At 63.6% G+C, this 14,575-nt stretch carries 10 protein-coding genes; 4 read left to right on the forward strand and 6 right to left on the reverse strand.

Going from position 1 to position 14,575, the window contains the following annotated elements; translation table 11 throughout:
* Positions 1-3: 3 nt before the first annotated feature.
* Positions 4-981, reverse strand: coding sequence for a threonine ammonia-lyase (locus NKI05_RS07410; RefSeq protein ID WP_023814545.1), 978 nt, complete (start codon positions 979-981; stop codon positions 4-6).
* Between the two features lie 195 nt (positions 982-1,176).
* Here NKI05_RS07410 and NKI05_RS07415 point away from each other — a divergent pair, with 195 nt between their 5' ends.
* The gene (locus NKI05_RS07415) at positions 1,177-3,198 is read left to right on the forward strand and encodes a hydantoinase/oxoprolinase N-terminal domain-containing protein (RefSeq protein WP_023814544.1); all 2,022 of its coding nucleotides are present in this window, start codon (positions 1,177-1,179) and stop codon (positions 3,196-3,198) included.
* A 377-nt stretch (positions 3,199-3,575) separates the two neighbouring features.
* Positions 3,576-5,747, forward strand: a complete 2,172-nt coding sequence (locus NKI05_RS07420; protein WP_023814543.1) for a malate synthase G — start codon at positions 3,576-3,578, stop codon at positions 5,745-5,747.
* A gap of 205 nt (positions 5,748-5,952) precedes the next feature.
* Here the strand turns inward: NKI05_RS07420 and NKI05_RS07425 are convergent, their stop codons facing one another.
* Together NKI05_RS07425 and NKI05_RS07430 are read right to left on the reverse strand one after the other, a co-directional pair.
* On the reverse strand, positions 5,953-7,485 hold the full coding sequence (locus NKI05_RS07425) for a YifB family Mg chelatase-like AAA ATPase (RefSeq protein WP_023814542.1): 1,533 nt from the start codon (positions 7,483-7,485) through the stop codon (positions 5,953-5,955).
* Positions 7,486-7,734: 249 nt separating this feature from the next.
* Positions 7,735-8,799 carry a glycosyltransferase gene (locus tag NKI05_RS07430; RefSeq protein WP_155929503.1) on the reverse strand — a complete coding sequence of 355 codons (1,065 nt, stop codon included), beginning with the start codon at positions 8,797-8,799 and terminating at the stop codon, positions 7,735-7,737.
* Between the two features lie 184 nt (positions 8,800-8,983).
* Between NKI05_RS07430 and NKI05_RS07435 the strand changes: the two genes are divergently transcribed.
* The gene (locus NKI05_RS07435; protein WP_196814868.1) at positions 8,984-10,057 is read left to right on the forward strand and encodes a glycosyltransferase family 2 protein; all 1,074 of its coding nucleotides are present in this window, start codon (positions 8,984-8,986) and stop codon (positions 10,055-10,057) included.
* Positions 10,058-10,149: 92 nt separating this feature from the next.
* On the opposite strand, the gene gshB is transcribed toward NKI05_RS07435, so the two are convergent.
* From gshB to NKI05_RS07450, 3 genes are all read right to left on the reverse strand, one after another.
* The gene (gshB, locus tag NKI05_RS07440) at positions 10,150-11,103 is read right to left on the reverse strand and encodes a glutathione synthase (protein ID WP_023701952.1); all 954 of its coding nucleotides are present in this window, start codon (positions 11,101-11,103) and stop codon (positions 10,150-10,152) included.
* 80 nt (positions 11,104-11,183) lie between these two features.
* Positions 11,184-11,558, reverse strand: coding sequence for a GtrA family protein (locus tag NKI05_RS07445; RefSeq protein ID WP_023701953.1), 375 nt, complete (start codon positions 11,556-11,558; stop codon positions 11,184-11,186).
* 3 nt (positions 11,559-11,561) lie between these two features.
* On the reverse strand, positions 11,562-12,566 hold the full coding sequence (locus NKI05_RS07450; RefSeq protein ID WP_023814539.1) for a glycosyltransferase: 1,005 nt from the start codon (positions 12,564-12,566) through the stop codon (positions 11,562-11,564).
* A gap of 124 nt (positions 12,567-12,690) precedes the next feature.
* On the opposite strand from NKI05_RS07450, the gene NKI05_RS07455 reads away from it, so the two are divergent.
* On the forward strand, positions 12,691-14,490 hold the full coding sequence (locus NKI05_RS07455; protein WP_023814538.1) for a hypothetical protein: 1,800 nt from the start codon (positions 12,691-12,693) through the stop codon (positions 14,488-14,490).
* The last annotated feature ends 85 nt before the right edge of the window (positions 14,491-14,575 follow it).

Below are 14,575 nucleotides of genomic sequence, written 5' to 3' on the forward strand. Positions count from 1 at the left end.
TTCTCAGGCCGCGGCCATGATCTCGGCATAGGTGGTGAAATCGACATTGCCGCCTGACAGCACGACGGCGACGCATTTGCCCGACAGTTCGATCTCGCCTGACGAGAGCGCCGCCAGCGCCACGCAGCCGCCGGGTTCGACCACCAGCTTGAGATGGGCCATGGCGTCGCGCACCGCCTGTGCGGCCGCCTTGTCGGAGACGGCGATGGCGCCGGCGAGGTTCTTGCGGTTGATCTCGAAGGTGATGGCACCGGGCTCTGCGGTGAGGATGGCATCGCAGATCGAACTGTGGCCGGGCTCGTTGGAAACCCTTTTTCCCTCGATCAGCGAGCGGCGGGTGTCGTCGAAATGCTCGGGCTCAACGGCCCAGACTGCCGTGGCCGGCGAGGCATCCTTGATGGCGATCGAAATGCCGCTCGTCAGGCCGCCGCCTCCACAGGGAATGACGACCGCGTCGAGGCTGACGCCGAGCGCTTTTGCCTGGCGCATCAGTTCGAGACCGATCGTGCCCTGGCCGGCGATGATGGCCGGATCGTCGAAAGGAGGCACCAGCACCATGCCCTTGTCCATGTAGGGTCGCACCACCGTCATGCGGTCGTCGCGAAAGCGGTCGAACGGCACCACTTCGGCGCCCATCTTGCGGACATTGGCGATCTTCATCGCCGGCGCGTCGGCCGGCATGGCAATGACCGCCTTGACGCCGAACATGGCAGCCGCCGCGGCGACGCCCTGAGCATGGTTGCCTGAGGAGAAGGCGACGACGCCGCGGCTGCGCTCTTCTTCGCTCAGCGAAGACAGTTTGTTGTAGGCGCCGCGGAATTTGAACGAGCCGGTGCGCTGCAGCGTCTCCGGCTTGAACAGGATGCGGCCGCCGAAGCGTTTGTTGAGTTCCAGCGATTCGATCAAGGTCGTTTCGGCGATCAGGCCGGAGAGCCGCGCGGCGGCGGCATGGATGTCGGCGATGCCGGGAAGCGTGGTCATGGCGAAGTCCTGAAAGGGATGAGATCGGCGCATGGTGCACGCAAAGGCAGGCCACGCACCAATGAAAAAATGTGACCGTTACAAAGTTTGGCGGGCATGAGCGGCGACGAGGGTCAAACTGGCCCACCTCTCCCGCCTTTATCAGCCGGGCCGTATCGGCTAAGGGCGGGGGAGCAGAATCCCGGACCGCCAGACATGACCGCCAAGCCAAAACCCCTGTTCCTCGGTATCGACACCGGTGGCACCTATACCGATGCCGTGCTGTGGTCGGAACAAGGCGGGCCAAAAGGCAAGGTGCTGGCCAAGGCCAAGGCGCTGACCACGCGGCACGATCTTGCCGTCGGCATTTCCGGCGCGGTCGATGCGGTGCTGGGAAAATCGGCCACCGATCCGGCCGCGATCAAACTCGTGTCGATGTCGACGACGCTCGCCACCAATGCGCTGGTCGAGGGCCAGGGTGGGCGTGTGGCGCTCATCATGATCGGCTTTACCGGGGCCGACCTTGCGCGCGACGGGCTGAAGACGGCGCTCGGCACCGATCCGGTGGTGTTTTGTCCGGGCGGCCATGACGTGCACGGCAATGCGGCCAAGCTCGATCTGTCGGGGCTGGAAGCAGCACTCCCTGAACTCGGCGCCTCGGTGTCGGGCTTTGCCGTGTGCGCCTATTTCGCCACCCGCAACCCGGCGCATGAACTCGCCGCGCGCGACCTCATCCGCGAAAAGACCGGCCTGCCGGTGACCGCCAGCCATGAATTGTCGGCCAAGCTCGGCGGTCCGCGTCGCGCGCTCACCACCTTGCTCAACGCCAGGCTGATCTCGATGATCGACCGGCTGGTGGCGGCAACCGAAGGATTTTTGGAAGCCCGCAACATCGCAGCGCCCCTGATGGTGGTGCGCGGCGATGGCGCGCTGGTTTCGGCGGCGTTTGCCCGCCAGCGGCCGATCGAGACCATCCTCTCCGGCCCGGCCGCCAGCCTGGTCGGCGCCCGCCACATGACGGGCCTGGACAACGCCATGGTGTCCGACATTGGCGGCACCACCACCGATGTCGCCGTGCTCGACGGCGGCCGTCCTCGGCTCGATCCCGAAGGCGCCACTGTCGGCGGCTTCCGCACCATGGTCGAGGCGGTCGCCATGCGCACCTTCGGCCTCGGCGGCGATTCCGAGGTGGCGCTGGAAGATGGCGCGCTCAACCCGAAAATCCTGCTCGGGCCGCGCCGCCTGGTGCCACTGGCGCTGGCCGGCATGATGCATGGTGCTTCAGTGACATCGGAGCTCGAGCGCCAGCTCAGGGCGCCCAACCCCGGCCGCATGGACAGCCGCTTTGCGTTGCGCACCGGCGTGCCGGACAGGCTCGCCGCCGGCCTGACCGCGCCCGAGGCGAAACTGTATGAACTGATTGGTGCCGTGCCGCTCGCCATCGACAGGCTGCTCACCTCGAACGCCCAGAACGCCACGCTGAACCGGCTGGTCTCGCGCGGTCTTGTGCATATCTCGGGCTTCACCCCCTCGGACGCCGCCCATGTGCTCGGCAAGCAGGCCAACTGGGACCCGCTTGCGGCCCGGCTCGCCGCCGAACTGTTTGCCCGCAAGCGTGATGGGCGAGGCCAGTACATCGCGCCGTCTCCGGAGGTGATTTCCGAACGCGTGCTGCTGACGCTCACGCGCTGGTCGGCCGAATACATTCTGGAGACAGCCTTTGCCGAGGATGGGCTGGATGGCGCCGCCACCGTCGCGCACGCGCTGGTGCAGCGCGCCGTCGATTCCCATCCCGGCATCGCAAGGCTCAGCGTCGCGCTCGATCGTCCGGTCATTGGCCTCGGCGCCTCGGCGCCGCTGCACTATGCCGGCTTGGCCGAGCTGGTCGGTAATGAGTGCGTGGTGCCGGAGGATACCGACGTCGCCAACGCGCTCGGCGCCGTCGTCGGCCAGGTCCGCGTCTCGGCCGAAGCCCGCGTCAGCCAGCCCAGGGAAGGTTTGTTTCGTTTGGCGTCGGGGCAAACGGTGCGCGACTTCACGGACGAGGCCGAGGCGATCGCGGCAGCGGAGGCTGATGTGCGGGCGATTGTGGCCGAGCGGGCGAAAAATGCCGGCACCGACAACGCTGAGATAGAAGTTTCGACCGAGTTCAAGGTGTCTACGGTTGAGGCCCAACGGATGTTTATCGAAGCGCATGTGGTGGCGGTTGCATCGGGTCGGCCGAGGATTGCGGTTTAATGCATGTCGCCCAGAAGTGTGCCGCGGTTCTGGGACAACGACATGCACCAAAACAAAGACTTAAAGCGCGTCGTATGAATCCGTTCAGCGCGACGAGCTTTAGGGTAATCTCCCCCCTTGTGGGGGAGATGGCCGGCAGGCCAGAGGGGGGCGCTGTCCCGCCGACCTCTCATCGACGCTCACCCCGCGACTCGGCCTGTTTCGATCGGTCATGGAAAGGTTTGCGTTCCTTCGCGCCCCCCTCTGCCCTTCCGGGCATCTCCCCCACGAGGGGGGAGATCAGCAGCTTCAAATTCCCCGCCTTCACCCTAAGCTGAATTGACCCTTCACCCCTGACATGCCAAAGGCCGCAAAGCCTTTCATCTGGAGAAGCCCTGATGACCGATCGCGTCGAGATCGCCGGATTGCGGATTGCCCGCGAACTGCATGACTTTGTCGGCGAAGCGCTGCCGGGTACCGGTATTGCCGCCGACGCCTTCTGGAACGGCTTTTCGTCCATCGTCCATGATCTCGCGCCGAAGAACCGGGCGCTGTTGGCCAAACGCGACGCCATGCAGGAAGAGATCGACGCCTGGTACCGCGCCAATGGCGCGCCCATCGACATGGAGGCCTACAAAACCTTCTTGCGTGAGATCGGCTATCTCGTGCCCGAAGGGCCGGCCTTCTCCGTGTCGACCGACAATGTCGACCCCGAGATCGCCACCGTTGCCGGGCCGCAGCTGGTGGTGCCGGTGATGAATGCGCGTTATGCGATCAACGCCGCCAATGCCCGCTGGGGCTCGCTCTACGATGCGCTCTACGGCACCGACGCCATTGCCGAGACCGGTGGCGCCGAGAAGGGTAAAAGCTTCAACCCCGTGCGCGGCGCCAAGGTGGTTGCCTGGGCGAAGAGTTTTCTGGACGAGTCCGTGCCGCTCACCTCGGGCAAATGGGCCGGCGTGAACGGGCTGACGGTTTCGGGTGGCACCTTGCGGCTCGGCGCCGGCGCCGGCGGCACCACGCTGGCCAACCCGAAACAATTTGCCGGCTATCGCGGCGACGGTGCCAACCCGGAAGCCATCCTGCTGGTCCAGAACGGCCTGCACATCGAGATCCTCATCGACCGCACCAACCAGATCGGCCGCACCGACCCGGCCGGCATTGCCGACGTGATCCTGGAATCGGCGCTGACCACCATCCAGGACTGCGAGGATTCGGTCGCGGCGGTGGATGCCGAGGACAAGGTCATCGTCTACCGCAACTGGCTCGGCCTGATGAAGGGCGATCTGGCGGAGGAAATCAGCAAGGGCGGCAAAACCTTCACGCGCAAGCTCAATCCGGACCGCGCCTGGACCGCGCCCAGTGGTGGCGCGCTGAGCTTGCCCGGCCGCTCGCTGATGCTGGTGAGAAACGTCGGTCACCTGATGACCAATCCGGCCATCCTCGACCGCGATGGCAACGAGGTGCCGGAAGGCACCATGGATGCGGCGCTGACGGCGCTGATCGCGCTGCACGATGTCGGCGCCAACGGGCGGCGGATGAACTCCCGCGCGGGCTCGATGTATGTGGTGAAGCCGAAGATGCATGGGCCGGAGGAAGTCGCCTTCGCAGTCGAGATTTTCGACCGCGTCGAGGCGCTGCTCGGCATGGCCAAAAACACTATCAAGATGGGCATCATGGACGAGGAGCGGCGCACCACCGTCAACCTCAAGGAAGCGATCCGCGCGGCGAAGGAGCGCGTCGTGTTCATCAACACCGGCTTCCTCGACCGCACCGGCGACGAGATCCACACCTCGATGGAAGCCGGGCCGATGATCCGCAAGGGCGACATGAAGCAGGCCGCCTGGATCTCCGCCTATGAGGCGTGGAATGTCGACATCGGGCTCGAATGCGGGCTCGCCGGTCATGCCCAGATCGGCAAGGGCATGTGGGCGATGCCGGATCTGATGGCGGCGATGCTGGAACAGAAGATCGCCCATCCCAAGGCCGGCGCCAACACCGCCTGGGTGCCGTCGCCGACAGCGGCGACGCTGCACGCCACGCACTATCACAAGGTCGATGTCCACGCCGTCCAAGCGGCGCTGAAGAGCCGGCCGAAGGCGAAGCTCGATGATATATTGTCGGTGCCGGTGGCGGTGCGGCCGAACTGGACCCCCGACGAGATCCAGCGCGAGCTCGACAACAATGCGCAAGGCATTCTGGGCTATGTCGTGCGCTGGATCGACCAGGGCGTCGGCTGCTCGAAAGTGCCCGACATCAACGATGTCGGCCTGATGGAAGACCGCGCCACGCTGCGCATCTCCTCGCAGCACATCGCCAACTGGCTGTACCACAAGGTTTGCTCCGAAATTCAGGTGATGGATTCGCTGCGGCGCATGGCGGCGATCGTCGACCTCCAAAATGTCGGCGACCCGCTCTACCGCCCGATGGCCACCGATTTCGACAATTCCACCGCCTTCCAGGCCGCCTGCGACCTGGTGTTTAGAGGCCGCGAACAGCCGAACGGCTACACCGAGCCGGTGCTGCACAGGCGGAGGCTGGAACTGAAGGCGAAAGCGCGGGCGAATTAGCGCCTGCGTTTCCCTCCCCCTTGAGGGGAGGGTGGCCCGAAGGGCCGGGTGGGGTCCTGCGTGAAGTGCGCCGACTCCCTTCGGACGACACTACAAGCAATGTCATTGCAGAGGCCCTTTCTCGGCTCGGCTCCAAAAAGATCGACCATTCTTCGGCGACCCCCACCCTGCCGCTTCGGGGCCACCTTCCCCTCAAGGAGGAGCGTTACGCCGCCTGCGCCACCCGCTCCGACATCATGCGGTAGGAAATCGCCTCGGCCAGGTGAATGCGGCCGACGGTTTCTCTGGCTTCGAGATCGGCCAGCGTGCGCGCGACTTTCAGCACCCGGTGATAGGCGCGTGCCGAAAAGCCGAGCTTTTCGCTGGCGTCCTTCAACAGCGACAGGCCGGCGGCATCCGGCATCGCGATGTCCTCGATAACGGATGGCGAACAATGCGCGTTGGTGGTCGCGCTGGTCACGCCGAGCCGCTCGAACCGTTCGCGCTGGATGGTGCGGGCGCGCGCGACGCGCTGCGCAACGGCGGCACTTTTCTCCGCCCGATCCGGCCGGATCAGATCGGCGGCCGAAACCGCAGGCACCTCGATCCTGAGATCGATGCGGTCGAGCAGCGGGCCGGAAATGCGCGCCTGGTAGTCGGTGCGGCAGCGCTCACCGCGCAGGCAGCGATAGCCGGGCTCGCCGGCCATGCCGCAACGGCACGGGTTCATCGCCGCCACCAGCTGGATGCGGGCTGGATAGGTGATGCGGTGGTTGGCGCGCGCGATCATGCAGTCGCCGGTCTCCAGCGGTTGGCGCAGGGCATCCAGCGTCTGCGGCGTGAATTCGGGAAACTCGTCGAGGAACAGCACGCCGTTGTGGGCAAGCGACACTTCGCCCGGCCGTGCCCTTATGCCGCCGCCGACCATCGCCGCCATCGAGGCCGAGTGGTGCGGGGCGCGGAACGGCCGCCGGTCGGTGAGCTTGCCTTCGCCGAGTTCGCCCGCCACCGAGGCGATCATCGAGACTTCCAGGAGTTCCTTCGGCGCCAGTGGCGGCAGGATCGAAGGCAGCCTTTGCGCCAGCATCGATTTTCCCGAGCCGGGAGGCCCGACCATCAACAGATTGTGGCCGCCGGCCGCCGCCACTTCCAGCGCCCGCTTGGCGCTTTCCTGGCCCTTGATGTCTGAAAGGTCGGGCAGGTCGCGGGCCGAGACATGGATGCCGGGCTCGGGCCGCGACAGCACCTGCGTGCCGCGAAAATGATTGGCGATGGCAATCAGGCTGCGCGGCGCCAATATGTCGAAATCCTTGCCCGCCCAGGCCGCTTCCGGCCCGCAGCCGAACGGGCAGATCAGGCCTTTTCCCTCGGCATTGGCGCCGATCGCCGCCGGCAGCGCGCCGGCCACCGCGGCAATGGTGCCGTCGAGCGACAATTCACCCAGCACGACATAAGACGCCAGCATATCGCCCGGAATGGCGCCGAGTGCCGCCATCAGGCCGAGCGCGATCGGCAGGTCGTAATGGCTCCCTTCCTTGGGCAGGTCGGCAGGCGCCAGGTTGACCGTCACCTTCTTCGACGGCATTGACAGGCCCGAAGCGTGCAGCGCCGCCTGCACCCGCTCGCGGCTTTCGGCCACCGCCTTGTCGGCCAGGCCGACAATCTGCATGCCGACCTTGCCCGGCGCGATCATCACCTGGACATCGACCGGTACGGCCTCGATGCCCTGGAAAGCAACCGTGCGAACCCGCGCCACCATCTTGCTTTGCCCCCGGATATCAGCTCGCCTCGGCCTTGTGGTTCAGACCGCGAGCGACGTCAGGACAAGACAACCATAGATTTCAGGCCAAGGCAAGAACATTACAGGAACATGCATTCGTGGTGGTTGCAGCGCGCTGTGCCGGTTGCAAAAACGGAAGATGGTTGAGCAAAATGGAACGGCTGCTCCGCCTCCTCGACCGCGTTAACAAAGGCGACTAGGCCCTTCGGCAATCTGAGGGTGTTGCTTCTAAGCGGTGATGAAGGCATCGACCGAACCTGAAAGCGATCGATCGATCGCGACCTGCGGTGGAAGCCACTCCATGACAGGATATCTGAAAGGCCAAGGCAGGGCGATCCGGCGCGAAGAGCCGCTCTCCAGAAAAATCTCGTTTACAAGGTCTATGAACCGCCCGCGGTCTCGTTCGATTCGTTTCAAAGTTTGCGAACGAATGTAATCCCGGGGAATTCGTCGCTCCTTCAGCGCTAAGACAGCCTCCGCGATGGATCGAGGATCGGGTGGAACTGTAAGCGAATAGTCATCATCCAGATAAAGGTCTCGGCCGCCATGGTTCGGCGTCGTGACCACTGGAAGCCCCGCGAGAAGATATTCCGTGCTTGCGAACATTGGTCCTTCCAGGTGAGAGAGACAGATTCCCACGGCTGCACGATTTAGATGCGTGTTCACCTGAGCCGGTGCCAATCGGACAGGCTTGCCGGTGCCGTCAAACTCGTTGATAAAGACGTGATGCGGCGCGAGCTCCCTATGCCGATTTATTCGCGCTCTTTCCGACTCCGTCGTGGAGGATCCGCTTGAATCTCGATAGAAGACAAATGCGCAACGCTGGATGCCAAGCGACAAGTCATGGCGCTTCCACGGAGCCAGCTGCGCATTGTAGATTGCATCAAATTCTACAGGGACGTCATCGAGAGGCCTGAATATGTGTTCGGAGGTTGTTGACGTCTTGTTGTGCAGGACGGCGGCCTCGCCGGACTGGTTCAACAGATCAGCCTCTGGCTGAGTGTTGGAAAGGAAGATTAGCGAGTGACGGGGGTTCTTGAGTCTATGCAGAACGGCATAGGTCCGGATGGTTTTGACGCTAGCACTGTTTTCGATGGACCAGGTTGGCGAGATGAGAAACCAGGCGCGGTGGCTGCGTGGACGGAAAGGCATATGACTTGCTAATCCGAGCGGCGTACCGGACATTCCCGAATAGGATATGAACGGATCGTCCGACAGCAAACTGGCCTGAAGAGCAGGTTGCGACTTCGCGGAAGGGTGCCCTTTTCTGAGGTTGTGGCCATGACGCAGCATGGCTCTGACAATCTCGAATTTGGTAGGAGGGCGATACCCGTGCTGTAGGGTCAACATGCGGCAATTGCGATCTTGAGTGCGGAGAAAAACTCGCTTCGATAGAGAGAAATTTGGCAAAGAAACACCGCCATTTGATCGACGGAATATCTCAGGCGATCAAATCTGGTGTACGGAGAAGCGCCTCTTGAAAGAAAACATCGTCCCAAGCGGAGCTGGTTCTCACATCGCGCTACCAACCGTATCCGTTTGCGTAGGCTGTTTCAATCAAGAGGCATTCATCGACACTGCGATCCGATCCGTAGCGGCGCAGACATACACTGCGTTCGAATGCGTGGTGGTCGATGATTTTTCGACTGACGGTTCCCGCCGAAGGATTGAAGAGTGTCTGTCCCAGCTTGGCGACAGTCGTTTCCGCTTTCTGCCCCGACTGCAAAATGGCGGGCAGTTGACAGCAATGATGACCGGGCTTGACGCGACAGCCGGGCCCCTGATCTCGTTTCTTGACGGTGACGATGCTTGGCACCCTGACTTCATAGAATGCCATGTGAGAGCGCATCTCAGCCACACCCGTATCGCGGCGATGTCGAGCTCCGATGAGGTGGTGATAGATACGGCCGGCAAACTGCTTGCGGGCGGTCATCCCGTATTCCACCTGAATGACCCGCGATCGATGCCGAAAATGAGCGGCTACCTGCATGTCGACACCGAAGCTGACCCGACATTATTATTTATTGATCGGGGTACCGTGGGTTGGTTTTGGTCAACCACATCGGGGATGATGTTTCGTCGAGCTCCGCTTGAAATCATGCGTCCATCCGATCCGGACGAAATAAGGATATGTGCCGATGGTTATATGGCTCGTGCCGCCCATATGATCGGCGGAACCGTGAGGATTGGGCGGGCTCTTGGCAGTTATCGGCTTCACGGCGGCAATGGCTGGGCGGACGGGCGCATCCTGGGTACCGGAGTTGGCCTCGGCAGGATGTCGCCTGATACTGAAATAGCGATACGGCGGGCACTGGCCAATCGTTGGTGCGAAGTGGCGCCGGGACTGGCGCATTTAATCTCCCGCCACTCAATGCGCAGGACCTTGGTCGACCTGATCGGACTGTCTGCGGCTTTTGCATTGCTGGAAAAGAACGCCGATGCGGGTTTTCTGCTGAAAGACTGGGCAACACCACAGCTAAAATTGCAGACCAGACTTATCGGTCTCCTTCCTCCGAAACTGAGGCCTCGGCGCTTCCGGGACATAGTTTGATTTGATGAGCCGCTTGCTCGGCAGTCTTACCCGATAAAGAGCATCTTTCGATGCTTCTCTGGACCCACCAAAGTCCTCCGTAGCAACGCACACTACGCGGCCGAATTGCGCCGCTTCGCCTCCACCGCGTCCCAGAACAGGCTGGCGATATCCGCGCCACCAAAACGTTGCACTTCGCGCACGCCGGTCGGCGAGGTCACGTTGATCTCGGTCATGTAGTCGCCGATGACGTCGATGCCGACGAGGATGAAGCCGCGTGCTTTCAGGGACGGCCCGATGCGGGCGCAGATCTCGCGTTCGCGTGTCGTCAGCTCGGTCTTTTCGGCACGGCCGCCGACATGCATGTTGGAGCGGGAATCGTGGTCGGCCGGCACGCGGTTGATGGCGCCGACCGCCTCGCCGTCGATCAGGATGATGCGCTTGTCCCCCTTGCGCACATCCTTGAGATAGCGCTGGACGATATAGGGCTCGCGTGACAGCTGGGCGAACATTTCGAGCAGTGAGGCGAGGTTGCGGTCGCCCTCCTTGAGATGGAAGATGCCGGCGCCGCCATTGCCGTAGAGCGGCTTGACGATGATGTCGCCGAATTCCTTGCGGAAGGCCGCGACCTCCTGGGGATCCTTGGTGATCAGCGTTTCGGGCATCAGATCGGGGAATTCGGTGACGAAGATCTTTTCCGGGCTGTTGCGCACCCAGGCCGGGTCGTTGACGACCAGTGTCTTGGGATGGATACGCTCCAGAATGTGCGTGGTGGTGATGTAATTCATGTCGAAGGGCGGGTCCTGGCGCAGCAGGATCACATCCATCTCCGACAGGTCGGTGCGCACTTTGTCGCCCAGCGTATAATGATTGCCCTTCTCGTCGCGGAGCTTCATCTCTTCGATGCGGGCAAACACCTTGCCGCCCAGCATCGACAGCCGGTCGGGCGTATAGTGGAACAGTTGGTGGCCGCGCCGCTGCGCCTCCAGCGACAGCGCAAACGACGTGTCGCCGGCGATCGAGACGGTGGAGACATGGTCCATCTGGACGGCGATTTTCAGGGGCATCTTCCGGTCTCCAGCAGGCTCTGTCGCCGATATACGGAACTTGGCGGCTTCTGCCAATCGCGCTTGCTTGGCCCAGACCTTTAACGGTCGAAGACCAGCCGGGAGTAACCGAGGAACGACAGCGCCATGGCGACCGGCGAGGCGACGGCAAGTGCGGCCAGCGGCGGCAGCGCCGGCAGCGCAAACAGGATGGCGCAGTAGATGAGATAGTTGACGATGCTGGTGGCGATGCCGACGCCGCCATAGCGCGCGCCCTCCTGCGCCACGCCGCGGCTCGACGGCGAAAAGGTCAGGTGCCGGTTGATCTGCCAGGTGACGCACAGCGCAAAGCCGATCGACAGGACACGGGCGACGAAGGGACCGAGCGGCGTCAGCGCCAAGAGCAGCCAGAGCGCCGCGGCATCGGCGACGAAACCAACGCCGCCTGCCAGGACGAAGCGGGCGAGCCGGCTCACGGCTCAGGCGGCCCGGGGCGTCTTGCCCGGTTCGGCCTTCGGGATTTCACCAGTGCGTTCGCGCCCTTCGACCCGGCTCGACGGCACCGAGAGATAAAAAATGCGCTTCTGCTCGGCGCGCCCGCGCGACACCGAATCGAGGATCAATCCGGTCACCATCGCAAGCATCGAGAGCAGCAGCAGGCCGACCGACAGCACCCAGGTCGGCATGCGCGGCACGAGGCCGGTCTGGGCGAATTCGATCAGCACCGGCGTCATCAGGGCAAGGCTCGACGCCAGGAAGAAAATCGCGAAGGCGCCGAAGAAGCGCAGCGGCTGCGTCTCCTTCATCAGCATGGCGAACATCCACAGGATCCTGGCGCCGTCGCGATAGGTCGACAGCTTCGACGACGATCCCTCAGGCCGGCGGCCATAATCGAGCGCGATCTCGCTCACCGGCAGTTTGAGCTGCGAGGCATGCACCGACATTTCGGTCTCGATCTCGAAGCCGCCGGAAACCGCGGGAAAGCTCTTGACGAAACGCCTCGAGAAGACGCGGTAGCCGGAGAAGATGTCGGTGAAGTCGGTGCCGAACAGCCGCTTGTAGAGGCTGTTGAAAATGCGGTTGCCAAAGGCATGGCCGGAACGGCCGGCATCGTCGGTGACGCCGCGCCTGGTGCCCACCACCATGTCGCAGCGCTCGGTCTGCAGGATGTTGATCAGCAGCGAGGCATCTTCCGGCGCATAGGTGCCGTCGCCGTCGGCCATCAGATAGATATCGGCATCGATGTCGGCGAACATGCGCCGCACGACATTGCCCTTGCCCTGGCGCGGCTCGCGGACGACGATGGCGCCCGCTGCGCGGGCCTTTAATGCCGTCAGGTCGCGCGAATTGTTGTCATAGACATAGATGTCGGCCGATGGCAGCGTCTCGCGAAAGCGCCGCACCACCTCGGCGATGGTCAGTTCCTCATTGTAACAAGGCAGGAGCACGGCAATGGCCGGCTCATGGCGGACTTCGTGCGGCATTTCCGTCTCCCGACGCCCGGCGGAGCCTCCGGCCGCGCTCATATGCGGCCTCGCTCAGGCGACTTTACTATTTATTGAAGCTGTTAAGGCTAGGTTTAAGGCCGCAGTCTTTCCGACGAAGGTCATGATGATGAACGCAGCCAAGGCGGGTGCTTCCTCCTGGAAGTCCGATATGACGCTGGCGCTGCTTGCCATGCTGGTGGTGCTGGCCGTCAATGCCGCCACGGGCTTTCGCGAATTGAGCAATGCCGGCGGCGACAATGACAGCCTGCTGCGGCTGGTCGAGGTTCGCGACATGCTGGCCGGCCAGGGCTGGTTCGACCTGCATCAGTACAGGATGGGGCCGGAAGGCGGTTTCGTCATGCACTGGTCGCGGCTGGTCGACGCACCGCTCGCCGCCATCATCCTCGCCGCCTCAGCGCTGACCGGCAGCATGGCCATGGCCGAAGCGATCGCACAGGTGCTGTGGCCGTCGCTGCTGTTCTGCCTGGCGGTGTTTTTTACAGCCCGTGCGGCACGAAGCTTCGCCGGCGTCGGCGCCGTGCTGCCCGCTATCGTCATCGGCGCTGCAGCGCTGCATTTCATCGGCATTTTCTTGCCGGGTGTGCTCGATCATCACAATGTCCAGCTGACGCTGACCACGGCCAGCCTCAGCCTGCTGCTCGAGGCGCCGGCGCGTCGCTGGGCGGCGCTGATTTCCGGGCTGTGTGCGGCCCTGACGCTGGCCGTCGGCATGGAAACCGCGCCCTATGTCGCCACCATCGGCGCCTGCATCGCCTTGCTGTTCGTCGTCGATCCCGGCGGCGAACGCCGGATCGCCAGGGATTTCGGTCTCGGCTTTGCCGGGGTTTCAGCCCTCGTCTTCGTCACCACCATCCCGCCATCGGCCATGGGCCAGCCGCAGTGCGATGCCTTCTCGGCTGTGCAGTTCGTGGTGGCGGCAATCGCCGGACTGGGGCTTGCCGCCGTGACGTCGCTCACGGTGTCCAATGGCACGGCCAGCCGCCGCCTGATCTCGCTTAGCCTGCTCGCGCTTGTGCTGGGCGCCGTCATCGTGGCGCTGTTTCCGCAATGCCTTGCGGCTCCCTACGCAAACCTCGATCCGCGCCTCAAGGAATTGTGGCTCGATCACATTGACGAGGCGCAGTCGCTGTTCAGTATTGCCGCCAGCGAGCCGGCCTCGCTGGCGGCGCGCTATGTCACGCCGCTGGTGGCGATCGCGCTTATGGCGCTTCGCCTGCGCGGACCATGGCGCCGCCAGGACAGCCTCGTCGGCGCCTTGCTGCTCGGCGCCTTCATCGTCAGCGCCTGGCAGGTCCGCGGCTCGACATTCTCGATCGCCTTTGCCGTCATCCCGCTGTCGGCCTGGATCGCAAGCTGGCGCGAACGGGCGAGGATCAGCCCTGCGCGCAGCGTATCGCTGCGCATGGCGGCGGTCTGGGTGGTGTCGGTGAATGCCGTCTGGGCCGGCGCTGCCGCCGCGACGTCGAGCGTGTTCGAGGCCAACAAGGTCTCGGTCGAGGCACAGGACACCGACAGCGATCCGTCCTGCGAGCGCAAGGCCTCCTTCGCGGCGTTGGCCCGGCTGCCGGACACCACGGTGCTTGCCATTTCCAATCTCGGCTCGCCCATCCTGGCCTATTCCGGGCACCGCGTCTTTGCCGGCCCCTATCATCGCAACATCGCCGGCGACCTGCTTGCGCTCGATGCCTTCCTCGGATCGGCGGACCAGGCGAGGACGATCGCGGCGGCTCACCACGTCGGCCTGATGGCGCTCTGCCGCGGCAGCGCCGAAAGCAAGATGCTTGCCGCCAAGGCGCCGCAAGGCTTCCTGGCCAGGCTGATGCAGGGAAGCGTCCCCGATTGGCTCGAACCGGTGGCCGAAACGCGCGGAACCCCGGTCGAACTCTACCGCGTCCGCTAAAGCATCATTCGCCAGCGAAAAATCGATTTCGCGATACGCTTCCTAAACGCTTTGCTGCCAGTCTCAGCCTAAATTTCGGGCGTCA

It is taken from the genome of Mesorhizobium sp. M0771 (assembly GCF_040320155.1).
Classification (GTDB): Bacteria; Pseudomonadota; Alphaproteobacteria; order Rhizobiales; family Rhizobiaceae; genus Mesorhizobium.

Excerpts from the sequence above, each read along its gene's own strand:
- NKI05_RS07410 (WP_023814545.1), bottom strand. The coding sequence starts at position 981 with ATGACCACGCTTCCCGGCATCGCCGACATCCATGCCGCCGCCGCGCGG.
- NKI05_RS07415 (WP_023814544.1), top strand. The coding sequence starts at position 1,177 with ATGACCGCCAAGCCAAAACCCCTGTTCCTCGGTATCGACACCGGTGGC.
- NKI05_RS07420 (WP_023814543.1), top strand. The coding sequence starts at position 3,576 with ATGACCGATCGCGTCGAGATCGCCGGATTGCGGATTGCCCGCGAACTG.
- NKI05_RS07425 (WP_023814542.1), bottom strand. The coding sequence starts at position 7,485 with ATGGTGGCGCGGGTTCGCACGGTTGCTTTCCAGGGCATCGAGGCCGTA.
- NKI05_RS07430 (WP_155929503.1), bottom strand. The coding sequence starts at position 8,799 with ATGCTGCGTCATGGCCACAACCTCAGAAAAGGGCACCCTTCCGCGAAG.
- gshB (WP_023701952.1), bottom strand. The coding sequence starts at position 11,103 with ATGCCCCTGAAAATCGCCGTCCAGATGGACCATGTCTCCACCGTCTCG.
- NKI05_RS07450 (WP_023814539.1), bottom strand. The coding sequence starts at position 12,566 with ATGCCGCACGAAGTCCGCCATGAGCCGGCCATTGCCGTGCTCCTGCCT.
- NKI05_RS07455 (WP_023814538.1), top strand. The coding sequence starts at position 12,691 with ATGATGATGAACGCAGCCAAGGCGGGTGCTTCCTCCTGGAAGTCCGAT.